This window comes from Microvirgula sp. AG722 (assembly GCF_003269145.1).
Classification (GTDB): domain Bacteria; phylum Pseudomonadota; class Gammaproteobacteria; order Burkholderiales; family Aquaspirillaceae; genus Microvirgula; species Microvirgula aerodenitrificans.
On the sequence record NZ_QLTJ01000005.1, the window covers coordinates 86,664 to 109,926 of the forward strand.

General features: G+C 65.9%; 23 protein-coding genes. 7 read left to right on the top strand and 16 right to left on the bottom strand.

What is annotated here, in order from left to right; all coding sequences use genetic code 11:
• Nucleotides 1-8: 8 nt before the first annotated feature.
• The 16 genes from DFO50_RS09325 to hemP all read right to left on the bottom strand — a co-directional run bounded on the left by DFO50_RS09325 (nucleotide 9) and on the right by hemP (nucleotide 17,882).
• Nucleotides 9-938, bottom strand: coding sequence for a formyltransferase (locus DFO50_RS09325; RefSeq protein ID WP_028498819.1), 930 nt, complete (start codon nucleotides 936-938; stop codon nucleotides 9-11).
• Nucleotides 935-1,885: a glycosyltransferase gene (locus tag DFO50_RS09330; RefSeq protein ID WP_028498818.1), complete on the bottom strand. Its 951-nt coding sequence runs from the start codon at nucleotides 1,883-1,885 to the stop codon at nucleotides 935-937. The genes DFO50_RS09325 and DFO50_RS09330 overlap by 4 nt, the downstream gene beginning before the upstream one ends.
• Nucleotides 1,882-3,015 carry a DegT/DnrJ/EryC1/StrS aminotransferase family protein gene (locus DFO50_RS09335; protein ID WP_112692384.1) on the bottom strand — a complete coding sequence of 378 codons (1,134 nt, stop codon included), beginning with the start codon at nucleotides 3,013-3,015 and terminating at the stop codon, nucleotides 1,882-1,884. The genes DFO50_RS09330 and DFO50_RS09335 overlap by 4 nt, the downstream gene beginning before the upstream one ends.
• 19 nt (nucleotides 3,016-3,034) lie before the next feature.
• A complete protein-coding gene (locus DFO50_RS09340; RefSeq protein ID WP_028498816.1) occupies nucleotides 3,035-3,406 on the bottom strand; it encodes an SMR family transporter in 372 nt (123 codons plus the stop codon).
• Nucleotides 3,406-5,079, bottom strand: coding sequence for a phospholipid carrier-dependent glycosyltransferase (locus DFO50_RS09345; RefSeq protein ID WP_112692385.1), 1,674 nt, complete (start codon nucleotides 5,077-5,079; stop codon nucleotides 3,406-3,408). The genes DFO50_RS09340 and DFO50_RS09345 overlap by 1 nt, the downstream gene beginning before the upstream one ends.
• A gap of 10 nt (nucleotides 5,080-5,089) precedes the next feature.
• Nucleotides 5,090-6,403 (bottom strand): ATP-binding protein, encoded by a 1,314-nt coding sequence (locus tag DFO50_RS09350; RefSeq protein ID WP_112692386.1) that lies wholly within the window; start codon nucleotides 6,401-6,403, stop codon nucleotides 5,090-5,092.
• A complete protein-coding gene (locus tag DFO50_RS09355; protein WP_028498813.1) occupies nucleotides 6,400-7,062 on the bottom strand; it encodes a response regulator transcription factor in 663 nt (220 codons plus the stop codon). The genes DFO50_RS09350 and DFO50_RS09355 overlap by 4 nt, the downstream gene beginning before the upstream one ends.
• 206 nt (nucleotides 7,063-7,268) lie before the next feature.
• Nucleotides 7,269-8,933, bottom strand: coding sequence for a DNA repair protein RecN (gene recN, locus DFO50_RS09360; RefSeq protein ID WP_028498812.1), 1,665 nt, complete (start codon nucleotides 8,931-8,933; stop codon nucleotides 7,269-7,271).
• A gap of 51 nt (nucleotides 8,934-8,984) precedes the next feature.
• Nucleotides 8,985-9,860, bottom strand: coding sequence for an NAD kinase (locus DFO50_RS09365; RefSeq protein ID WP_028498811.1), 876 nt, complete (start codon nucleotides 9,858-9,860; stop codon nucleotides 8,985-8,987).
• A 76-nt stretch (nucleotides 9,861-9,936) separates the two neighbouring features.
• Nucleotides 9,937-11,430 (bottom strand): methyl-accepting chemotaxis protein, encoded by a 1,494-nt coding sequence (locus DFO50_RS09370; RefSeq protein WP_107889725.1) that lies wholly within the window; start codon nucleotides 11,428-11,430, stop codon nucleotides 9,937-9,939.
• Between the two features lie 270 nt (nucleotides 11,431-11,700).
• Nucleotides 11,701-12,486 carry an ABC transporter ATP-binding protein gene (locus DFO50_RS09375; protein ID WP_036385616.1) on the bottom strand — a complete coding sequence of 262 codons (786 nt, stop codon included), beginning with the start codon at nucleotides 12,484-12,486 and terminating at the stop codon, nucleotides 11,701-11,703.
• Complete coding sequence (locus DFO50_RS09380; RefSeq protein WP_112692387.1) at nucleotides 12,479-13,462, bottom strand: iron ABC transporter permease; 984 nt, start codon at nucleotides 13,460-13,462, stop codon at nucleotides 12,479-12,481. The genes DFO50_RS09375 and DFO50_RS09380 overlap by 8 nt, the downstream gene beginning before the upstream one ends.
• 5 nt (nucleotides 13,463-13,467) lie before the next feature.
• Nucleotides 13,468-14,253: a hemin ABC transporter substrate-binding protein gene (locus DFO50_RS09385; RefSeq protein ID WP_107889728.1), complete on the bottom strand. Its 786-nt coding sequence runs from the start codon at nucleotides 14,251-14,253 to the stop codon at nucleotides 13,468-13,470.
• On the bottom strand, nucleotides 14,241-15,281 hold the full coding sequence (locus DFO50_RS09390) for a hemin-degrading factor (protein ID WP_112692388.1): 1,041 nt from the start codon (nucleotides 15,279-15,281) through the stop codon (nucleotides 14,241-14,243). The genes DFO50_RS09385 and DFO50_RS09390 overlap by 13 nt, the downstream gene beginning before the upstream one ends.
• A 105-nt stretch (nucleotides 15,282-15,386) precedes the next feature.
• On the bottom strand, nucleotides 15,387-17,618 hold the full coding sequence (locus DFO50_RS09395) for a TonB-dependent hemoglobin/transferrin/lactoferrin family receptor (protein ID WP_112692389.1): 2,232 nt from the start codon (nucleotides 17,616-17,618) through the stop codon (nucleotides 15,387-15,389).
• A gap of 90 nt (nucleotides 17,619-17,708) precedes the next feature.
• Nucleotides 17,709-17,882 (bottom strand): hemin uptake protein HemP, encoded by a 174-nt coding sequence (gene hemP / locus DFO50_RS09400; protein ID WP_112692390.1) that lies wholly within the window; start codon nucleotides 17,880-17,882, stop codon nucleotides 17,709-17,711.
• A 59-nt stretch (nucleotides 17,883-17,941) separates the two neighbouring features.
• Between hemP and DFO50_RS09405 the strand changes: the two genes are divergently transcribed.
• From DFO50_RS09405 to DFO50_RS09435, 7 genes are all read left to right on the top strand, one after another.
• Nucleotides 17,942-18,232, top strand: a complete 291-nt coding sequence (locus DFO50_RS09405) for a hypothetical protein (RefSeq protein ID WP_233495229.1) — start codon at nucleotides 17,942-17,944, stop codon at nucleotides 18,230-18,232.
• A gap of 175 nt (nucleotides 18,233-18,407) precedes the next feature.
• On the top strand, nucleotides 18,408-19,139 hold the full coding sequence (gene rpsB, locus DFO50_RS09410) for a 30S ribosomal protein S2 (protein ID WP_028498804.1): 732 nt from the start codon (nucleotides 18,408-18,410) through the stop codon (nucleotides 19,137-19,139).
• Between the two features lie 126 nt (nucleotides 19,140-19,265).
• Nucleotides 19,266-20,147: a translation elongation factor Ts gene (gene tsf, locus DFO50_RS09415; RefSeq protein ID WP_107889731.1), complete on the top strand. Its 882-nt coding sequence runs from the start codon at nucleotides 19,266-19,268 to the stop codon at nucleotides 20,145-20,147.
• A 166-nt stretch (nucleotides 20,148-20,313) separates the two neighbouring features.
• Nucleotides 20,314-21,033, top strand: coding sequence for a UMP kinase (gene pyrH / locus DFO50_RS09420; protein WP_028498802.1), 720 nt, complete (start codon nucleotides 20,314-20,316; stop codon nucleotides 21,031-21,033).
• Nucleotides 21,034-21,126: 93 nt separating this feature from the next.
• Nucleotides 21,127-21,684 carry a ribosome recycling factor gene (gene frr, locus DFO50_RS09425; protein WP_112692391.1) on the top strand — a complete coding sequence of 186 codons (558 nt, stop codon included), beginning with the start codon at nucleotides 21,127-21,129 and terminating at the stop codon, nucleotides 21,682-21,684.
• A 10-nt stretch (nucleotides 21,685-21,694) separates the two neighbouring features.
• On the top strand, nucleotides 21,695-22,450 hold the full coding sequence (gene uppS, locus DFO50_RS09430; protein WP_028498800.1) for a polyprenyl diphosphate synthase: 756 nt from the start codon (nucleotides 21,695-21,697) through the stop codon (nucleotides 22,448-22,450).
• 3 nt (nucleotides 22,451-22,453) lie between these two features.
• Nucleotides 22,454-23,254 (top strand): phosphatidate cytidylyltransferase, encoded by an 801-nt coding sequence (locus tag DFO50_RS09435; RefSeq protein WP_107889732.1) that lies wholly within the window; start codon nucleotides 22,454-22,456, stop codon nucleotides 23,252-23,254.
• Nucleotides 23,255-23,263: the final 9 nt, after the last annotated feature.

A 23,263-nucleotide genomic window follows, 5' to 3' on the forward strand; every position in this document is an offset into this window, starting at 1 on the left:
GGCAGGCGTCAGGCCAGCTCGAGGGTCTGTTGATCAAAAAGGGTATGGAAGGCCGCCGCGTCGAGCGGCTGGTCATCGAGTTCGGCGTCGGTGAGGCGCAGTGCCTGGCCGTCGGCCGCCAGCAGCCACAGGGTGCCGCCGGCCGCCATCAGGCTGGCGCGTGCGGGCCGGGGGGCGCCGACGGGGAACGGGGCACGGAAGCTGCGCCAGATCCGCAACTGTCGCCCCGCCAGACTGGCGAAGGCGCCGGGGAACGGGCGGGTCAGGGCACGGATGAAGTTGTGCAGGCGCGCGGCGTCCCAGACCGGGTCGAGATGGCCGTCTTCCGGCCGGCGACCGCCGAAATAACCGCCGCGCGACAGGTCCTGCGCCGTCAGCGTCGCGCGGCCGGCGGCCAGCGCGGGCAGGCTGCGCGACAGCACGATTTCGGCGGCGACCGTGATCTTGGCGAACACGTCGGCCGCATCGTCGTCGCGCAGGATCGGCACCGCCATCTGGTCGACGATGGCGCCGTTGTCCGGCTTGCTGGTCATGGCGTGCAGCGTGGCGCCGGTTTCCGTCTCGCCGTGGATCAGCGCCCAGTTGACCGGCACGCGGCCGCGATAGGCCGGCAGCAGCGAGCCGTGCATGTTGAAGGCGCCCAGCGGCGCGCTGTCGAGCAGTGCCGTGCCGAGCAGGTGGCGGTAGTAGAACGAGAACAGCAGGTCCGGATGCGCGGCGCGAACGCGGTCGAGCACTTCGGGCGTATCCGGATCGTCCGGGGTGATGACCTCGATGCCGTAGTCGGCAGCGGTATCGGCGACGCTGGCGAACCAGATGTTCTCGTCAGCCCGGTCACGGTGGGTCACCACCAGCGCCACATCGATGCCGTGCGACAGCAGGGTTTTCAGGCAACGGACGCCAACGTCGTGATAAGCGAAAACGACGGCACGGGTCATGATGCGTCTTCCTTGTGTTCCAGGATGCCGGCAATCAGGTAGCGCGGCCGCTGGCGCACTTCCTGGTAGATGCGACCGACGTATTCGCCGAGCAGGCCGATGCCGAACAGCGCCACGCCGATCAGCAGGAAGCTGATGGCGAACAGCGTGAACAGCCCGGCGGCCTCGGGACCGACGATCAGCCGGCGCAGCAGCAGGTAGACCACCAGGATGGCCGAACCGAACGAGATCAGCGTGCCCAGCAGCGAGAACATCTGCAGCGGCACCACCGAGAACCCGGTCACCAGGTCGAAGTTCAGCCGGATCAGGCTGTACAGCGAATACTTGGATTCGCCGGCATGGCGCTGTTCATGGCCGACCACGGTCTCGACCGGGTTCTGCGCGAACTGGTAGGCCAGTGCCGGGATAAAGGTATTCAGTTCATTGCACTGGTTGATGGTGTCGATGATGCGCCGGCTGTAGGCGCGCATCATGCAGCCCTGATCGGTCATGTGGATGCGGGTGATGCGCTCGCGCAGCCGGTTCATCATCCGCGAGGCGACATGGCGCCACAGGCTGTCGTGGCGACTGCGGCGGATGGTGCCGACGTAGTCGTGCCCCTTGTCCATCTCGGCCAGCAGCAAATGGATGTCTTCCGGCGGGTTCTGCAGGTCGGCGTCCAGGGTGACGATGCGTTCGCCGCGCGCATGGGCGAAGCCGGCCAGAATGGCGCGATGCTGGCCGAAGTTGCCGTTGAACAGGATGACGCGGGTCACGTCCGGCCGGGCATGGAACTGGCTGGCCAGCAGTGACGTCGACTGGTCGACGCTGCCGTCATTGATGAAAATGATCTCGTAGCGGACATCCAGTGCGTCCAGTGCCGGGTACAGCCTGTCGAACAGCGCAGGGAGGGTGGCTTCCTCGTTGTAGACCGGAATGACCACGGAAAGCATAGCCGGGCTGGTCACGCGGCTCTCCCCAGCAGGGGCGGGAGCACGCGGGCGATTGCCGTGCAGACGCGGTCGACGTCGTCATCCTGCATGGCCGGGAACAGCGGCAGGGTGACGGTGCGGCGGCCGATATCCTCGGCATGCGGGAAATCCCCCTCGGCAAAGCCGCGCCCGCGGTACAGCGAGAACAGGTGCAGCGCCGGGTAATGGACGCCGATGCCGATGCCGTGCTCGCGCATGCCGGCGATAAAGTCGTGACGCGTGCCCTGCATGTCGGCCAGCGGCAGCAGCGGCTGGAACATGTGCCAGTTGCCATGCTGGAAATCCTCCGGCGGCAGCACCAGGCCCAGATCGTCCGGCAGTTGCTCGAAATAGCGTCGCGCCAGTGCCTGGCGGCGGGCGTTGAACGCGTCCAGCCGTTTGAGCTGGCCCAGGCCGATGGCGGCGGCGATATCGGTCAGATTGGCCTTGCCGCCCAGCATGTCGACATCCATCGTGCCGTCGTCATGGCGGGTCACGCCCTGCAGCCGCAGCTTCTCGAACAGCCGCACCTCGTTTTCATTGTTCATGACCAGGCAGCCGCCTTCGCCACTGGTGATGTTCTTGTTCGGATGGAAGCTGAAACTGACCAGGTCGCCGTCGCTGCCGATGCGCCGGCCGCGCCAGTTGGCGCCGATCGACTGGGCAGCATCCTCGACCACCCGCAGGCCATGGCGGGTGGCCAGCGTATACAGCCGGTCGCGGTCGACCGGCAGGCCGGCCAGATCGACGGCGATAATGGCCCGGGTGTGCGGGGTGATGGCGGCTTCGGCCAGATCGAGATCGATCAGCCGGGTGGCCGGATCGACATCGACCAGCACCGGCGTGGCGCCAACGGCCAGAATGACGTTGGCGGTGGCGACCCAGGTCAGCGGCGTGGTGATGACTTCGTCACCGGGACCGACCCCGGCGATGCGCAATGCGAATTCCAGCGTGGCAGTGGCCGAATTGGCCACCCGCACCGGCCGGCCACCGACATGGGCCGACAGCGCGGCTTCGAATTCGCTGCAGCGCGGGCCGGTGGTCAGCCAGCCGGAGCGCAACACGCCGACCACGTCGGCAATGGTGTCCTCGTCGATATCGGGGCGGGTGAAGGGCAGGAAATCCATGTATGACGACTCCTTGATGCTAACTGCGTGCGACGACGAGCACGCCGACGATGATGATGGCGATCCCCATCAGACGCATGACGGTCACCGCTTCGCCAAACAGCCACCAGGCGAGCAGCGCATTGACGACATAACCGATCGACAGCATCGGATAGGCGATGCTGACGTCCACGCGTGACAGCGCCATGATCCAGACGCCGACACTGATCACGTAACAGCCGAGTCCGGCCAGGATCGGCGGGTTGCCGGCCAGCGACAGGCCGATCGGCCACACATTGGCGGCGGTAAATTCAAAGTGCCCGATCTGGCGCACGCCGGCCTTCAGCAGCAGTTGTGCGCCGGCATTCAGCAGCACGCCGATCAGGATCAGCAGAAATTCAAGCGGTTTCACTAATTGGCTCCATTGGCCGGAGGGGCGGGTTTGATGACGAACAGGCGGCGGGCATCGCGGTAGACCACGCGCATCGGCAGGCCGCCCTGGCTCAGGGTGGTGAAGGTGCCGGGGCCCATCATGGCGGCCGCGGCGGGCAGCTCGCGCCAGCGTCGGATGAACGAGGCGATATCGGGCAGCGACTTGTCCGGCTCGGCGGCCTGGCCAAAGGCGAACTCGTCGCTGTAGGCGACCAGGGTGACCGGCCGGCGCAGATAGAACGGCAGTGTCTGGTCATACATCGCCACCGAGAACACCGGCGTGGCCGGCGTCAGCAGCGGCGCGGCGGCCACGGCAACGGCCTTGCTGCTTTTCAGCTGGCCGTAGGTGTTGTGACCCAGCGCCCCGGCAGTGACGGCCAGGAAGCCGCCCAGCGCCCAGGCTGCCAGTGCCAGACCGCGTTCGTCACGGCGCAGCGCGCGCCAGGCAAACCACGCGCACAGCAGAAACAGGATGGCGGCAATGCCCAGACCGACGGCGAGCGCGTGCAGTGCGGCGGGCGGCGTCTCGGCCGAGGCGAAGCGGGCATGGAACGGCAGTGCCGCCAGCACCGCCAGCCACAGCAGGGCCGGGGCGATCAGGTGGCGGGCCAGGCGCGGCGCCGTCATCGCTTCCAGCTCCCGGCCGAGCAGCAGCGCCAGCGCAGGGAACATCGGCAGAATGTACGACGGCAGCTTGGAACCGGACACGCTGAAGAACACGAACACGAACAGCGACCAGGCCAGCAGCAGCCGACGCGGCTGGAACCGGCCCGGCTCCCGTTGCCAGCCGGCACGCAGCGTGGCCGGCAGCAGGGAGGTCCATGGCAGGAAGCCGGCCAGCAGCAGCGGCACGAAATACCAGACCGGGCCGGTGCGGCGGTGTTCGGTGGTCAGGAAGCGCTGGAAGTGCTCGTGAATGAAGAAGAAGCGGGCGAAGCCGGGATTCTGCTGCGACACCAGCACGAACCACGGTACGCTCAGTACCAGGAACAGCGCCAGCCCGGGCAGCCAGTTCATCCGCGTCCACGGCCGGACATCGCGGGCCAGCAGCGAGTACAGCGCCAGCGTGGTGCCGGGAATCAGAATGCCGATCAGCCCCTTGCTCAGCGTGGCCCCGGCCATGGCCGCCCACATGAACAGGTTCCAGAACAGGCGCTCGCGTGTATCGGCGCCGTCGCGCTGGGCGAGCAGGAAGCCGGACAGCGCGGCGGTCAGGAAGAAGGTCACCCCGGTATCCAGGGTCAGGAAATGGCTGTTGCCGACGATCCAGGCGCAACCGGCCGCAACCAGTGCGGCGTTGCGGCCGGCGGCCGGCGACCACAGCTTCCGTCCGGTCAGGCCGACCAGCGCCACCGTCAGCAGGCCGGTCAGGCCGGGCCAGAAGCGGGCGGCGAATTCGTTGACGCCGAACAGCTTGAACGCGATCGCGCCCGCCCAGTACTGCATGGCCGGCTTTTCGAAATACAGCAGGTTGTTCAGCCGCGGAGTAATCCAGTCGCCGCTGTGCAGCATGCCCAGCGACAGGGTCGCATAGCGGCCTTCGTCCGGTGTGATCAGCGCGCGCTGGCCGAGCGTACCCAGCCAGACGATGGCCAGGCACGCCCAGAACACCAGGCCACCGGAGTGGCGAAGCAATTTCTGGTTCAGAGTCATTGTGATGGGGTCAGGGTTGGGCGGGCAGGTGGACAGCGATGATCAGGCCGCTGCCTTCATCCGGGGCGACATTGCGAACCGACACGCGGCCGGACAGCTTGTCGACGATATTGCTGACGATGGACAGGCCGAGGCCGGCGCCGGGCGCGGTGGTGCCGGGAACGCGGAAGAAGGGCCGCCACAACTGGTCGATCAGGTTGTCGGGCACACCCGTCCCGCTGTCACGAACTTCGAAAGTCGCCTCGTCGCCGACATGGTGGATGCCGATGTCGATGGTGCCGCCAGGCGGCGTGTACTTGATGGCGTTGTCGAGCAGGTTGCGCATCAGGGTGGCGACATCCAGCTCGTAGGCGGCAACGCCGACGTCATCGTGGGCAACGACGCCGATATCGATATCGCGCGCCTGTGCCTGCGGCACCAGGTCTTCCAGCACTTTGTGCAGCACATCCACCAGTCTGACCGACTGGGTGGCGGCGGCGGTCTGCGCCTGCGCACGCGACAGGCTGAGCAACTGCTCGATCAGCGCGGCGCTGCGACCCAGCCCGGCCTGCAGCCGCTGCAGCCGCTCGCGGGCGGTCTCGGACATGTCGGCGGCGGACAGGTTCTCCGCCTGCAGCATCAGCGCGGTCATCGGCGAGCGCAGCTCGTGCGCGGCGTCGGAAATAAAGCGCTTCTGCTGCTCGAGCTGTCGCGACTGGCGCGCCAGCAGCCGGTTGATCGATCGCACCAGCGGTGCCACCTCGTCCGGCAGCTGTGCGACCGACAGCGGGCTTTGCAGGCAGCGGTTCGGATCATGGTCGATCTGCTGGCTCAGGCGGGCGACCGGCCGCAGCGCCAGCGTGATCACGCCGATGATCATGGTCAGCAGGATCGGGATCAGCACCAGCAGCGGCACGATGGTCGACATGGCGCCGATATTGGCGATCTCGTCGCGCTCGGCCGTGCGCTGGCCGACGGCGATACGGTCACCGTTGTCCAGCGAAATCACGTACAGCCGCCACTCCTCATGGTTGATGCTCAGCGTGTGCAGACCGTCGAGCAGATTGGACGGGAACACGGCCTTGTCACCGACATCCGGCCGGCCGAGGATCTGCACCTCGATATACAGGTCCGGGTCGGTGGTGGTCGACGCCAGGTTCTGCGGCGGTGGCACCGACAGGTCGCGTGCATCGAGCAGCGTGCCGATCTGGGTCAGCTGGGCATCCTGCAGCTCGTTGGCTTCCGTCCGCGCACTTTCGAAAGAGGCAAAGCCGGCAAGAGCGGCCGCCAGCAGCACGGCTGCGGTAATCCAGGCGCACAGGCGAAAGCGGAGAGAGTAGTTCATTGGCGCTTGGCCACCATCCAGCCGAGGCCGCGCACATTGCGGATGATGTCGGAACCGAGTTTCTTGCGGATCGAGTGGATCAGGAACTCGACCGCATTGCTGTCGATTTCCTGATCCCAGTTGTAGATGCGTTCCTCGAGGTCACTGCGGGACAGGATTGCGCCCGGGCGCTGCAGCAGCGCCTGCAGCAGCGAGAACTCGCGGCTGGTCATGCGCAGCGACTGCCCGCGGTAGCTGACCTCGCGGCTGGCCGGGTCGAGATCGATTTCGCCGTTGGACAGGATGGGGGCGGCCGAACCGGCCTTGCGCCGGGTCACCGCGCGCATGCGGGCCAGCAGTTCGCGGAATTCGAACGGCTTGCACACATAGTCGTCAGCGCCGAGGTCCAGCCCCTTTTCGATATCGTCCAGCCCGTCGCGGGCGGTCACGACCAGGATCGGTACCTGGGCGTCCTTCTGCCGCAGCCGGGTCAGTACGGCGTAGCCGTCCATTTTTGGCAGCCCCAGGTCCACCAGCACCATTTCGTATTGCTGGTTGGCAAACAGGGCCAGACCTGCTTCACCGTCGCGTGCCCAGTCGACGGCATAGGTCGCATCCCGCAATGCCAGCATCACGGCATCCCCGATCATCGGGTCGTCTTCAATCAACAGCACACGCATTTGTCCATCCTCATGTTTGCCGCTACTGGTATCCGGATGGGATATCCTTTGTAGCACACCATGGATGGTAAAACCGTGTGACTTAGAACGGGCTGAGAGAAATGAAACAGTAATGGTCCGACAGGCATACGCCCGCCATGGTGGCGGGCGCAGGCAGGGAAGGACGGGCCGGCGTCAGCGAGCGTGCACGAGTATCCGGTAGCCGCTCAGGCGACCAGCGCCAGCAGCTCGGCCGCGTGCTGCCGGGTCGTGTCGGTAATCTGCTCGCCACCGAGCATGCGGGCGATTTCCTCCACCCGCTCGCGGTCGGACAGGGTCTGGATGCTGCTGACCGTGCGGCCGGCCTCCAGATGCTTGGCGACCTGCCACTGATTGTCGCCGCAGGCGGCCACCTGCGGCAGGTGGGTGATGCACAGCACCTGGTAGCGCTGGCCGAGCCGTTTCAGCAGCCGGCCGACCACTTCGGCCACCCGGCCGCCGATGCCGACGTCGACTTCGTCGAAAATCAGCGTCGGTACCGCCGCCACCTGGCTGGCGACGATCTGGAACGCCAGGCTGATGCGCGACAGCTCGCCCCCGGACGCAACCTTGGACATCGGCCGCAGCGCGGTGCCGGCATTGGCGGCGACCAGGTATTCGACCGATTCCATGCCGCTGGCCGCCGGTGCCGCCAGCGGGGCCAGTTCGATGGCGAAGCGCGCGCCCTGCATCGCCAGCCCCTGCATTTCCTCGCTGATGCGGTCGGCCAGTTCGACGGCCGCCTGCTGGCGTTTCAGCGACAGCTGGTCGGCCAGGTCGCGGTAAAGGCGCTCGGCATCGCTTTCCTGGCGCACCAGCTCGTCGACGTCGGCCGACTGCGACAGCCGCTCCAGTTCCTCGCGCCAGGCGGCGAGTTTCTCCGGCAGTTCTTCCGGACGGACGCGGTATTTGCGCGCCATCGAATACAGCGCGTCGATGCGCTTCTCGATGCGCGCGAATTCGGCCGGGTCCTGGTCTATTCCCTCCGCGTAATCGCGGAGCGCATAGACCGCCTCGCGCAACTCGGCCTCGGCGGAGTCGAGCAGGGCCACGGTGTCCTTGAGCTTGCTGTCGACGTCGACCAGCCGCGACAGGCGGTTCTGCACCTGGCCCACGGCGGACAGAATGTCGTGATCCGACTCGGACAGGGTGTCGATGGCGGTCTGCGCGGCCTCGATCAGCTCCTGGGCATTGCCGAGCCGGCCATGACTGGCGGACACGTCTTCCCATTCGCCGGCCTGCACGCCGAGTTCGGTCAGTTCGCTGATCTGCCATTGCAGGCGTTCGCGTTCGCGTTCGAATTCGGCCACGTGCTGTTCGGCGGCTACCCGCTGGCGCTTGACCGATTGCCACTGCTCGAACGCGCCCTTTACCGCCTGGACGATATCGAGTGCGCCGGCATAGGCATCGAGCAGCCGGCGCTGGGTATCCGGTTTGACCAGTGACTGATGGGCGTGCTGGCCATGGATGTCGACCAGCCACTCGCCGGCCTCGCGCAGCTGGGCCAGCGTGGCCGGGCGGCCGTTGAGCCAGCAGCGCGAGCGGCCGCCGGCATCGACGACGCGGCGCACCAGCAGTTCATCGTTGCCGTCGTCGGCCAGTTCCTGGCCGACCAGCCAGCTGCGGACGTCGGCCATGTCGCCGATGGCGAAGGTGGCCGACAGTTCGGCGCGCTCCTCGCCATGCCGCACCAGACTGCCATCGCCACGGCCGCCGAGCAGCAGCGACAAGGCATCGAGGATGATGGATTTGCCCGCGCCGGTTTCACCGGTCAGTACGGTAAAGCCCGGACGGAAGTCGAGTTCGAGCTGGTCGACGATGACGAAGTTGCGGACTGAAAGCGATAGCAGCATCGGCGGGCGGATTCCGGTAGCGATTGGGCAGAGGGCGGGGTGCGGCAGGGGTTACAGCAGACGCTCACCCCAGTGCAGCTTGTGACGGAGCATGTCGTAATAGTTGTAGCCGAGTGGATGCAGCAGGCGCAGCGGATTGCGGTAGCGGCGGATCAGCACGCGATCGAGTTCCATCAGGTCGCAGTGCGACTGGCCGTCGAAATGAACGCGGGCATCCTCGCCGCGCGTCAGCATGAATTCGACTTCGCTGGAGTCGTTGATGGCGATGGGACGATTGCTCATCGACTGCGGGCAGATCGGCACCAGGGCGATGGCCGGCACGGTCGGGTGCAGGATCGGCCCGCCGGAGGCCAGCGCGTAGGCGGTCGAGCCGGTCGGCGTGCTGACGATCAGGCCGTCCGAGCGCTGGCTGTAGACGAACTGGTTGTCGACGAAGATCTCGAATTCGATCATCTGCCCCATGGCGCCACGATTGATGACGATATCGTTGAGTGCCAGGTGCTGGGCGACCTCGACGTTGTCGCGCATGACGCTCGATTGCAGCAGCATGCGTTCCTCGGGCAGGAACTCGCCCTGCAGGATGCTGCTGACCGAGGCGATCATCGTGTGCAGCGGGATGTCGGTCATGAAGCCGAGCCGGCCCTGGTTGATGCCGATCAGCGGGATGCGGTACGGCGCCAGCAGGCGGGCGACCGACAGCATGGTGCCGTCGCCACCGAGCACGATCGCGACATCGACAATCTTGCCGAAATCATTGCGGTCGATCAGCGTCAGCCCCTGGGCCTCGGCCCGGGTCACGCTGTCGCGGTCAATGAAAACGTGCAGCCCCTGTTGCTCCAGGTGGCGGGCAAGTTCCAGCAGCGACTGGACCACTTCCGGTTTCGAGTGCCGGGCGACCAGACCTATTTTTTTGAAAAGCCATTCCATAAGGGCGAATTAGAGCCTTTTATGCCAGGGCCTGCAAGATCATTGGTCAAGGCGGCGGCGGATGGGAAGCGGCGGCTCATGCCGCCATCGCGACCGGCTGCCGTCGGGACTGCTCGAAATGGTGAATTCGCTCCGCCAGTTCCGCCATCAGCCCGTCCAGCCGGCGCGTCGCCTCGGCAATGGCAGCGGTTTCGTTCGACAGCGTCTGGGTCGACTGGCCGATATTGCCGATATCGCCGGCAAAGGTCTTGAAACCGGCCGACTGGCTGCTTTCCGCGCCCGCCACCTGCTCCAGTACCTCGGCCAGGTTCTGTGCGCCGCCGATCAGTTCGCGCAGGCTGGAATGCGCGGCGCGCGAGTTGCCGGCGCCGCCCTGCATGCGGTCGACACCTTCGCGGATGGCCACCAGCGCATCCTGGGTGCCGTTGACGATCAGACCGATCTTGGTCTCGATATCCTTGGTTGCGGTCTGGGTGCGCTCGGCCAGCTTGCGTACCTCGTCGGCGACCACGGCAAAGCCGCGGCCGACGTCACCGGCCCGGGCGGCTTCGATGGCGGCATTCAATGCCAGCATGTTGGTCTGGTCGGCAATCTCGCCGATCAGCTGCACGATGCCGTTGACCTCGCTCGAACGGCGTCCCAGCGACTCGATCGCTTCTGACGAGCGCGCCATGGCCGTACCGGCCTCGTCGAGGTGCTGCATGGCGTTGTTCATGATATCGCCGCCCTGGTGCGCCTGTTTGCGGGCATCGATGGCAACGGCGGCGGCCTGCGACGATTGCTCGGCGTTGTGTTCGGTCAGCGCGCTCATCTGTTGCACGGTCACGACCATTTCCTGGGTGCGCGCCGACTGCTGGGTCATGGTGGCTACCATCAGCCGTGCGGTGACCGCGATATCGCGGCTTTCCTGGCTGGCGGCGTGGACCGACTGGGTGATGTGGTCGAGCATGGTCGATACGTTGTTGCGTTCGGTCTCGGCCTGTTCGCGCGCCAGCTCCAGCTGGCTGAAGCCCTTGCGCTTGGCGCCGTCGAAGGCCAGCGCCAGCACCAGCACGACGATGCTCAGGCCGGCCAGCGACTTCATCTGCAGCAGTGGGTGTTCGGCTTCCGGAATCGGCGTGGATGGCAGGATGCCGGGATCGCCATTGGCGAGCAGGAACACTACCAGCGCCAGCAGCGTCAGCGCCGCCCACAGATACCCCGAGCGCCGTCCGCCGACAAAGACGGCGGTAAACGGGATCGACGCATACCAGACCACGCTGGTGCCCATCAGCCCGCCGTTGACGAATACCATCCAGCTGACCATGGCAAACATGATGGCGATGATGAACTGGGCAGTCAGTCCGACCAGGCCGCTGAGGCGCAGCAGCAGTGCACCCAGTGCCATGGCCATGCCGCCGGCCAGAATGCCGTAGCCCATCGCCAGATGGCCGAGCTTGAAATAGGAAATGGAAAACAGCGGTGTCAGCACCGCCGCCAGCAGCGCGACGTTGACGACAGTGCGTGCCTTGATCAGCCGGTCCGCGTCCTGGCGGACGCTGGCGGGAATGAACCATTCGCCGAGTGTCATAGTGTGTCCCTCCTCCTCGTGACAGGGCGCGAGATGGCGGGCCGGATCTGTTGTCCGGATCGGCAACGCAGCGCGTGCCGCCACTCGCGGGAGCGATGATTCAAACGAATGTTTGGATTCTGCGCAAGTGAAATTATTCGCGAGTCATGAATTTGTGGTTTTGGCAGCAGTAATATCGTGATTCGGGGCCGGCACACGAGCCGGTCCCGCGGACGGCCGCGCGCGCCTCCCGTGCCGGCCTTTGCCGGAGGCGTTGTTTTTGCAGGGTATTCAGGCTGCCTGCGGCATTTCCATATGCCAGCCACGCGGCGCATGGCGAACCAGCCGCAGCGGGCACTCGTAGACGGCCCGCAGGCAGTCTTCGCGCATGACCTGCTCGGGGCTGCCGTCGGCGACCAGCCGGCCATGGTCGATCAGGACCACGTGGTCGGCGTAATTGGCGGCCAGGGCCAGGTCGTGCAGCACTTCGATCACGGTTTTTCCGGACTCCGCCAGCCGGACCAGCAACTGCTGCAGCTTGTGCTGGTGGCGCAGGTCGAGGTGGTTGGTCGGTTCGTCCAGCAGCAGGATCGGCGCCGACTGCGCCAGCGCCCGGGCGATGGCTGCGCGCTGACGTTCGCCGCCGGACAGTGTATCGAGGCGGACTTCGGCCTTGTCACCCAGCTCGACTGTCTCCAGCGCATCACAGACGGCGTCGCGGTCCCCGGCCGCCAGCCGGCCGAAGGCACCGAGGTGCGGGACGCGTCCCAGTGCAATGAACTCGAATACTGACAGCGGGATGCCATCCGGGATGTGCTGCGGGACGAAGGCCAGGGTCCGTGCCCGTTCGGCCGGCGGAATCGACGACACGGCGATGCCGTCGATGCGGACCACGCCGGTGCTGGCCGAGCGCAGGCCGGCCAGCAGCTTCAGCAGCGTGGTCTTGCCGGCGCCGTTGGGACCGAGCAGCGCGCTGATGCTGCCGGCCGGAATGTCCAGATTGATGTCCTGCAGGATCGGCTTGCGGCTGATCCGGTAGCCCAGATCACGGGCGGACAAGGCGATGGGATCAGCCATGGAGGAGACTCCTTGTTTGACGACGGTAGAACCAGAGGAAGAAGGGCGGGCCGGCAAAGGCCGCCACGATGCCGACCGGCAGGTCAATCGGCCAGACCAGGCTGCGCGCCAGCGTGTCGGCACCGAGCAGGAACAGTGCGCCGACCCAGGCCGACAGCACGATCAGCCGGCGCCGGCTGCCGCCGACCAGAATGGCCAGCGCATTCGGTACCATCATGCCGACAAAGCCGATGATGCCGGACAGGGCGACGGCGCCACCGGTGGCCAGTGCCGCGCCGATTGCCGCCAGCCGGCGGGTACGGACCACGTCGACACCAAGTGACGCCGCGGCATCCTCGCCAAGCAGCAGGCAGTCGAGATCGCGGCCGATGCCAAACAGCAGCAGCAGGCCGAGTCCGGATACCAGCGAACAGGTCAGCAGCAGCGACGGTGAGGCCGACGACAGGCTGCCGGCCAGCCAGGTGGATGCACCGCGCAGCGTCAGGTCATCGGACAGGAACAGCGCCAGACTGGTTACCGCGCCGCAGAAGGCCGAGATCACCAGTCCCATCAGCAGCAGGCCGGCCATGCCGCCGCCACTGAGCCTGGCCAGGGCCACGATCAGCCAGGTGGCCGCCAGCCCGCCGGCAAAGGCGGCGAACGGCAGCATGCTGCCGGCAATGCCGGTGGCGAGCACGATCACCACGGCCAGCGCAGCGCCGGACGAGGTGCCGATCAGGCCCGGATCGGCCAGTGGGTTGCGGAACAGCGCCTGCAGGGCGGCGCCGCTGGCCGCCAGCGACGCGCCGACCAGCAGTGCCGCCGCGATGCGTGGCAGGCGCAGGGTGGTGAAAATGGGGTCGGTCAGGTCCGGCCAGCGGAACTCGCCGCCGCCGAGGCTGGCACCGAGCAGCGGCAGCAGCAGGCTGGCTGCCAGCAGCAGTGACCAGACCAGACGTTCGGGATGGCGGGCAGGGAGCAACGACGTGACTGCCATGCCGGTTACAGCCCGCGCAGCCGCTGCACCACGTCGGGGCTGCGGATCGAGATCATCATCGCGTCGCTGGCCGGCAGCAGATGGATGCGGCCGTCGCGGCCGGCCGGTGTCGCGGCGATTTCCGGGCGCTGGCGGAAGGCGTCGACGCCGCCGTGGACGGCGGCCGTATGCGCGCAGAGGATGATGACATCGGGTTTCAGTGATTGCCAGGCGTCGCGTGACAGCACTTTGGTGCCGGACAGCCCGGCCGCGGCATTGATGCCGCCTGCGGCGCGGATCAGCGTATCGGCGGCGGTATGCCTGCCGGCGACCAGCCTGCCGTCGTAGCTGATTGCGTAACGGATGCCGGTGGCGGGGCGTTCGCGCATGCCGGCCTGCCAGTCGCGTGCCAGCCGGTCGGCCTGGTCGACCCGGCCCAGCAACTGGCCGACGCGGCGGATGGCCGTCGCGAAGTCGCGGCCGTCCTCCCGTGACGACACTTCGGCCGCGCGGATCTGCAGCCCGTCCAGCTGGCGCCAGATGCTGACCGGATGTGCCGTGGCACTGCCGATGACCAGTGTCGGCTTGAGGCGGGCGATGGTCTCGGCATTCAGGTTGCGGAAGAAGCCGATCTCCTGTGCCGCCTGCAGCGCCGGCAGGGTGGTGCTCCTGTCCCGGCCGACCACGTCGCGCGCCGCGCCGATGGCGACGACGATGTCGGCCACATCCGGCGTCAGCACGACCACTCGCCCGGCGCCAGCGACCGGCGCGATGACGAGCAGCAGCGACAGGGCGCAGATCAGCCGGCGCATGCGCGGTCCTCCGGGTGCAGCGACGCGAGCAGGGCGGTCCATTCCGCCCGCTCCGGGTGGCCCGGCTGCCGTTCGCCAAAGAAGGTCACGATGCTGTCGCCGTTTGCGTCCAGCAGTTCCAGCGAGCCGAGCGGACCGCAGTCCCCCGGCTTGTGCACCACCCAGGCGTCGGCAATCAGGTCGGTGCGCAGATGCAGGTTGAAGCCCGGGTCGAACACGTTCAGCCATTCGCCAAGCCGCTTGATGCGATGCACCTGGCCGGTATGGATCTGGATTGCGCCGCGATTGCCGACGAAGACCATGATCGGCACCCCGGCTGCAGCCGCGCCATTCAGCAGACGCTCGGCCGCGCCGGCATCGACGCGGCATGCGTGGCCCGGCGGCGCCAGTTCGAATGCCTGCCTGCGCGGCAGTCCCCAGCGGCGCAGGAATGGATGGAACTGGTGAATGTCGCGCAGCGACAGCCACCCGGTACGGAAAGCCTCGACATCAATGTCGGCGGGGAGCGCTGGCGCTGCGGGCGGCAGGTCGATGCAGAGCAGCGTCGGCGGGACGCGGAAGCGCTCGACCAGGGCGTCGAAGGCGTCGGCATGGCTGTCTGCACGCAGATAGACTTTCTGGATTGCCTCGCCATGGCGGTCGAAGAACTGCAGATTGCGCACCGGGCCGCGCGGAGTCTCTGTCCGGGTGGCAAACGCATGGTGCCAGTGATTCAGGAACAGCCGCAGATCCAGATTGGGACGCAGCGCCAGCCCGGTCTGGCCGGCGAGGGTCACATTCGCATAATTGCCGGTCAGTTCATGGACGCAGGCCTCGTTGCGGACCAGGGCCATGACGGTGCCGAGCGGTGCCAGGGAGGTCAGCAAGGCGTTCCAGTCCGGACGCAGCCAGGTGCTGGACGGGTCAGCGGCGGCCAGCTCGCACTCGGTAACGGCCAGTGCTCTGGCGGCGTCGCGGGCACGCAGCATCGGCGTGCCGGATTTCAGAGTGCGGTAGGCATCCCACAAGGCAGAAGGTGCGCGTTCCATGGTGAGTGATTCCGTTGCTGGTGAAAAAACCGCGCCGACGGCAGAGGGGGAGGCCGTCAGCGCGCAAGCTGCACTTTCAGTTTTTAAATGAGAATGATTTACATTCTATATGGCAAGTTCGAAACTTGCACTGAAATTGCGACCGGGCCGGGTATGGCGATCCAGCGCACGGTCACCGGGCTTGCGCCCCCTGATGTCGCTGGCGTGCCAGTACTTGCGGTCGAACAGATTGAACACATCGGCACGCAGCGTCATGTGCTTGCCCGGCCGCCAGTAGGTGCTCAGGTCCAGCGTGGCATGACCCGGCGCCCTGAAGCCGCCGGGATCCCGGACCCGGCCCTGGCGTGCGACGGCCCGGACAAAGCCCTCGGCGCCATACGTGTCGTTGCCGTAACGCAGCCCGGTGATGGCGGTGGTCGGTGCCACCGTGTCGATGGGCCGCTTGCTGTCCCGGTCCTCGCCCTGTGCATGGGCCAGCGTGGTGACCAGCCGCCAGCCCGGGGCAAAGCGCCATGCCATGCGGGCTTCGGCGCCGCTGATGTCGACCCGCGACAGGTTGCGATACTGGTAGAACTGGACCCGGTTGTGGTCCTCGTGCAGGAAGACCGAATCGATGAAGCCGCTGTGGCGGGTATGGAAGGCGGTCAGGCCGAAATCGAAGGACGGCCATGCGCCTTTCAGCCCCAGTTCGGCTCCCCGGCTTTTTTCCGATTGCAGTGCCGGATTGCTGAGGATGGTGTAGCCATGCGCGGTATTGGTGAAAGCGGTGTTCGCATCGTCGAATGGCGGGGCGCGAAAGCCGGTCGTGAGCTGCAGGAAGCCGGTGTAATGGCTGGCGAAGGGCAGGGCAACGCCGAGCTTCGGCGACAGTGCGCTGTCGCGGAAACGGTTGACGGTCTGGCCGGTGGTATTGGCATTGCGGTAGGCGAGGTCCGGCCGCGGCCGCATCCGGTAGAAGTCCCAGCGCAGTCCGGGTGAGACGACCAGTCCGCCGGCAAAGCGCATGTCGTCCTCGGCGAACAGGCCGATCCGGTCGGACGTACTGTCCGGGAAGGTCTTGCTCGGATAGCGCTCCGCCTGCATGCCCGGTCGTGGCGACGGGATCAGCCGGGTCATGCTGCCGTCGGCATAGGTGCGCCACCGGTCGCGTGGACGGGCGCTGTCGGTCCGGCTCAGATCGCTCCCCCATACCAGCCGGTGCGAGGCGGCCAGTGCGTCGAACTGCTGCTCCAGCTCCAGGTTGAGGCCGGTCTGGGTCTGGGTGAAGGCATGGGACGAACGGGTCAGCGTGCCCGGCCTGGACACCGGCCGCCGACCCTGCCAGGCGGTTTCCGTACCCAGTGCCACGTCGCTGTCGCGCTCGCTCAGCGCCTGCCGGTACAGCGTCGCGGCGAGGCGCTGGAACGGGCCGAGCTGGTGCGCGTGCCAGCCCAGCGACAGACGCTGGCGGCGAAGGCGGTCTTTCGCGTCCTGGCTGTCGACCTGCGCTGCACGCGGGGTGAGGCCGGTGCGGGCATTGTTGAGCGAGCCCAGCAGGCGGGTATCGACAAGGCGGGAGAAGTTCTCGGCCGTGAATTCCAGCCGGTGCCGCTCGCCGGGCTGCCAGCCAAACCGGGCCAGCACATTATCCTGATGCCAGTCCTGCGGATTGGCCGCAGTGCGGGCGAAGCCGTCGCTGTCGTTGCGGCCCATGGTGTCGGTCGCCTGGCCCTTGCGGTAGGTGTAGACCAGCAGGCCGTCGATCTGCCCGGTGCGGAAGCCCAGGCTGGCGGTGGCGCCGTGCGAGTCGTCGTCGCTGGCGCCGAAGCCCTTGAAGCCGCCGCCGATCCGGGCGCCGGGTTTCAGCACATCATCGACGCGCTTGCTGCGATAGCCGACCACGCCGCCAAGGGCATCGGAGCCGTACAGGCTGGATTGCGGTCCCCTGACAATTTCGATGGCCTGCAGCGACGCCATGTCGACGTAGTCGCGGGAGGAGATGGCGGTGCCGCCGCCAAGGTAGGCGTCGGGCAGGCGGATGCCGTCGATCAGCATCAGGATGCGATTGCCGCCGATGCCGCGAATGGTAAAGCCCGCGTTGCCGCGCCGGTTCGGGTCGCTGGCTACGCTCACGCCCGGCTCGTAGCGGATGGCGTCGGCCATGTTGCCGGCCGGGCCGGCATCGAGCCGATCACGGTCGACGACCGTGGTATTGGGTGCGGTTTCGGACAGTTTCTTGCGGCTGCGGTCGGTGGTGACCTGGACCGGGTCCAGTTCCGCCGGGGCGGTTTCGGCCAGCGCGAGGGCCGGACTGATGATGGTGACGCAGGCGAGGAACGGGGAGAGCAGGGGACGCATGGCCGGGAACAGCTCCTTGTAAGGGGAAGGGGTTCGCTGGCTTGCATTCCTGCGGTGACGCAGGGGCTGGCGGGCAGGGGAAGGGTCGGGTTATTTGGTGAGGATCAGTTTGTCGTTGCGGGTCAGGCGCAGGCGGTAGGTTTCGCCCTGGTGCTCGATCAGGATTTCGTTGCGTGAGCCGAACAGTTCCCGGCTTTGCAGCCGGAGCGGGTCCGGACGGCTGACGGGGGCCGGAGGGGCGGGGGGCGAGTCGGTTTTGAGCATTTGAGAATGATAATCAGTCCCACTTTTGTGCGCAACGATTTTTGCTTCCCGCCGGGGCGGTGACGATTTTCCCCAATAAGGACGGGGCGGGCAAGCCGGCGGGTGTGGTTTTCTTCTACAATGCCGCCCGGTCGAACTGCCAAGGCGGGGTGGGTGTCATGCTGGTTGTCTGGATAGGCTGGATCTATGTGGTGCTGATGATTGCGGTCGGGCAGGACTCGCTCGTCCGCAGCGGACTGATCCTGTTCTTTCTCGGCGTGCTGCCCAGCCTGCTGATGTTTTTCGTGATCCGGCGCCGTCAGCGCCTGCGCGCCGAAGGCTTCATCGCGCCGCGCCGGCGCCGGCCGTGATTGCCGGCGCGCCTAATTAAATCCACTTGCTCGCTTGCGGCCGGAAGCGGAAAGCTTGTATAGTCTCGGCCTGCCCGATTTCGGGCAAATTTCGCACATTCGCGCCATAAGGGTGCCGCACAGGCGGTTACAGCGCGCGAATCGTGGTCTAACCCTTTAAGGACAACACAGCACCATGTCGACTCAAGTCACCATGCGCCAAATGCTGGAAGCCGGCGTTCACTTCGGCCACCAGACCCGTTTCTGGAACCCGAAGATGGCTCAGTACATTTTCGGCAGCCGCAACAAGATCCACATCATCAACCTGGAAAAGACCCTTCCGCTGTTCGTCGAAGCGCAGAACTACGTTCGCCGCCTCGCCGCCAACAAGGGCCAGGTCCTGTTCGTCGGCACCAAGCGCGCTGCCCGCGAAATCGTGCGTGAAGAAGCTTCCCGCGCCGGCATGCCGTTCGTCGACTACCGCTGGCTCGGCGGCATGCTGACCAACTACAAGACGGTCAAGCAGTCGATCAAGCGCCTGGAAGACAAGCTGGCCCTGCTGGGTGACGCCGAGCAATCGGGTTACAACAAGAAGGAACTGCTCGACCTGCAACGCGAAGTCGAGAAGCTCGAACGCAGCCTGGGCGGCATCAAGGACATGAAGGGTCTGCCGGACGCAATCTTCATCATCGACACCGGCTACCAGAAGGGTACCCTGGTCGAAGCGCAGAAGCTGGGCATCCCGGTCATCGGCATCGTCGACACCAACAACAATCCGGATGGCGTTGATTACGTGGTTCCGGGCAACGACGACTCGGCTCGCGCCATTCGCCTGTATGCTCGCGGCATCGCTGACGCCGTGCTGGAAGGCCGTGCGCAATCGATCCAGGAGATCGTTGCTGCCGCCGAAGTGCCGGCCGCCGAGTAATTCATATCGGCACCGTCTGAAAAAAGGGGCCTCTTGCCCCTTTTTTCGAGTCCGTGCCGGCTGTCCAAAGAATGATCGACGCCACAGCCGGGCTGTGACGTCATGTACTGAATACAGGAGTCAACAATGGCTGATATTACCGCGAAGATGGTTGCCGATCTGCGTGCCGCCACCGGTCTGGGCATGATGGAATGCAAGAAGGCGCTCGTGGAAGCCGACGGCGATGCCGCCAAGGCTGAAGAAATCCTGCGCATCAAGTCGGGTGCGAAGGCCGGCAAGCTGGCTGGCCGCGTGGCTGCCGAAGGCGCCGTGGCGACCTTCGTTGCCGCCGATGGCAAAAAGGGTGCGCTGGTCGAAGTGAACTGCGAAACCGACTTCGTCGCCAAGGATGACGGCTTTGTCGCCTTCACCCGGCTGGCTGCCGAAGCCGCTGCCAACAGCGACGCCGCCGATGTCGACGCGCTGGGCAATGTCGCGACCGCCCAGGGTTCGCTCGAGGAAGTCCGCAAGGCACTGATCTCGAAGCTGGGCGAGAACATCACCGTTCGCCGCTTCGTGCGCTTCAACACCGCCGGCCAGCTGGCAACCTACCTGCACGGCACCAAGATCGGCGTGATCGTTGACCTGAACGGCAGCGAAGCGCTGGGTCGCGACATCGCCATGCACATCGCCGCCTCGAAGCCGGTCTGCGTCAGCAAGGCCCAGGTGCCGGCCGAGCTGCTGGAAACCGAACGCCGCATCTACACCGAACAGGCTGCCCAGTCGGGCAAGCCGGCCGACATCATCGCCAAGATGGTTGAAGGCCGCGTGACCAAGTACCTGGCCGAAGTGACGCTGGTGGGTCAGCCGTTCGTGAAGAACCCGGACCAGACCGTCGAAAAGCTGCTCGCCGAGCAGAAGGCCGAAGTCAATGCGTTCACCATGTTCGTGGTTGGCGAAGGCATCGAGAAGAAGAAGGAAGATTACGCTGCTGAAGTGGCCGCTGCCGCCGCTGCTGCCAAGGCGTAATGTGACGTCGTGACGATCCGGCCGTTTGCGGCCGGTCGTTCGACCGCCGCCAAGCGCCCCCGAGGGGGCGCCTTTTTTCGACCGCCGTCTGCCAAGCTATGTGCATTTGGCTTTATGCCCAAGTGGATATATCTTGCTCGATGATGAAACCCGCCAAGGACCCCCGATGACCCAAGCCACTGCCTATAAACGCATCCTGTTGAAACTCTCGGGGGAAGCCCTGATGGGGGATGATGCCTACGGCATCAATCGCGGGGTGATCGACGGCATCGTCGCGCAGGTGAAGGAAATCGCCGAACTCGGCGTGCAGATCGGCATCGTTATCGGTGGCGGCAATATCTTCCGCGGCGTGTCGAGCGCGGCGAGCGGCATGGACCGGGCCACGGCCGACTATATGGGCATGCTGGCCACGGTGATGAACGCGCTGGCGCTGAAGGATGCGATGACCCGTGCCGGGCTGACTGCCCGCGTGCAGTCGGCGCTGACCATGCAGCAGATTGCCGAGCCGTACGTGCGCGGCAAGGCCATGCAGTATCTGGAAGAGTCCAAGATCGTCATCTTTGCCGCCGGCACCGGCAACCCGTTCTTCACCACCGACACCGCTGCAGCGCTGCGCGGCATGGAAATGAACGTCGACATCATGCTGAAGGCGACCAAGGTCGACGGCGTGTATACCGATGATCCGAAGAAGAACCCGGAAGCGGTGCGCTACCAGTCGCTGACCTTCGACGAAGCCATCATCAAGAACCTCAAGGTGATGGACGCGACGGCGCTGGCGCTGTGCCGTGACCAGAAACTCAATATCAAGGTGTTCAGCATCTTCAAGAGCGGCGCGCTGAAGCGCGTGGTGCTTGGCGAGGACGAAGGCACGCTGGTACACTGCTGACAAAATTCAGCCCGATACGGCGGAACGGCGTTCGACGCCGTTCCGCCGTTCCATTCTGACGCAACGAAAAACCGCTTTCCCCCCGGAGTTGTCATGATCAACGACGTCAAGAAAACCGCAGACAGCAAGATGCAGAAGTCGCTGGAAGCGTTCAAGAACAACCTGGGCAAGGTCCGTACCGGCCGTGCCCACACCGGCATCCTCGACCAGGTGACCGTCGACTACTACGGCGCCGCCACCTCGATCAGCCAGGTCGCGAACGTGACGCTGGTCGATGCGCGTACCCTCGGCGTGCAGCCGTGGGAAAAGAACATGGCCGCCAAGATCGAAAAGGCCATCCGCGACTCGGACCTGGGCCTGAACCCGGTTTCCAGCGGCGAACTGATCCGCGTGCCGATGCCGGCATTGACCGAAGAGCGCCGTCGCGATCTGACCAAGGTGGTCAAGGGCGAGGCCGAGGACGCCCGCGTTGCCGTGCGCAATGTCCGCCGTGACGCGAACAACGACCTGAAGGCGCTGCTGAAGGACAAGTCGATTTCGGAAGACGAGGAACGTCGCGCCCAGGACGAAATCCAGAAGCTGACCGACAAGTACATCACCGAGATCGACAAGGCGTTCGCCGACAAAGAAAAAGAACTGATGGCTATCTGAGGATACGGCTTTGCACAGCAGCACCCTCACGATTCCCGAAGTCCGCGACGTGCCCCGCCACGTCGCCATCATCATGGATGGCAACGGACGCTGGGCGAAAAAACGGCTGTTGCCCCGCGTCGCGGGGCACAAGCGCGGGCTGGAAGCCGTACGCGAGGCGGTTCGCTTCTGCTGCGAATCCGGCATCGATTTCCTGACGCTGTTCGCGTTTTCGAGCGAGAACTGGCGCCGGCCGCCGGAAGAAGTCAGTTTCCTGATGGGCCTGTTCCTGCAGGCGCTGGAACGCGAGGTCGACCGGCTGCACCAGCGCGGCATCCGGCTGCGCATCGTCGGCAACCTGACCCGCTTTTCCCCTGACCTGCAGGAGCGCATCCAGCAGGCCGAGGCGCGGACGGCTGGCAACAGCGACCTGACACTGACCATCTGTGCCGACTACGGTGGCCGCTGGGACATCCTGCGCGCCACCAATGCACTGCTGCAGTCCGGTTTCGACCCGTCGCAGACCCTGACCGAGGCCGATCTGGCCCCGTATCTGTCCATGTCGTACGCGCCGGAGCCCGATCTGTTCATCCGCACCGGCGGCGAGCGGCGGATCAGCAATTTCCTGCTGTGGCAGCTGGCCTACACCGAACTCTATTTTACCGACACGCTGTGGCCGGACTTCGATCGCCTGGCGTTCGAGGCTGCCATTGCGTCCTATCACCGCCGCGAACGACGCTTCGGCCGGACCAGCGAGCAACTTCCCCCCGCGCAGCAGCGCCCCTGACTCATGCTTATCACCCGGATTCTGACCGCTCTCGTGCTTCTGCCTGTCATGCTGGGCGCGCTGTTCGGTCTTGGCGAGGCGGGCTGGGCGGCATTCACGCTGCTGATCACCCTGCTTGGCCTGTGGGAATGGGGGCGCATGTTCGCCTATCGGCCGTGGCAGCATGTGCTGCTGCTTGGCACGGCGCTGGTGCTGGCCGCCTGGGTGTGGCTGGCGACGCCGATGATCGGCACGTCGCTGCATGCCGGCGTGCTGGCGCTGTGGTTCGTGCTGGCGCCGCTGTGGCTGGCCCGACGCTGGGTGCTGAAAAACCGGCTGGCGGCTGCCGCCCTCGGGCTGGCGCTGCTGATGCCGACCTGGCTGGCGTTTCTGGACTGGCGACCCAATGCCGATGCGGCCTGGCAGTTGCTGGCGCTGATGGCGCTGGTCTGGCTGGCCGATACCGCCGCCTATTTCAGCGGCAAGGCCTTCGGCCGGCACAAGCTGGCACCGGCAATCAGTCCCGGCAAGAGCTGGGAGGGCGTGGCCGGCGCCGTGGTCGCCGTTACCCTTTATACCCTGTGGATCCGGCAGTCCGGGCTGTTCGACATCGAGATGTCGCTGCCGTGCTGGCTGCTGATCGGCTGGGGGCTGACGGCGGTCAGCATTGTCGGCGACCTGCTGGAATCGTGGTTCAAGCGCGCCGCCGGCATCAAGGACTCCAGCCAGTTGCTGCCCGGACACGGCGGTGTACTCGACCGGATCGACAGCCTGATCGCGGTACTGTCCGTCGCCAGTGCCGCGCGTTATTTCGCCGGCGTCTGACCGGCAGTC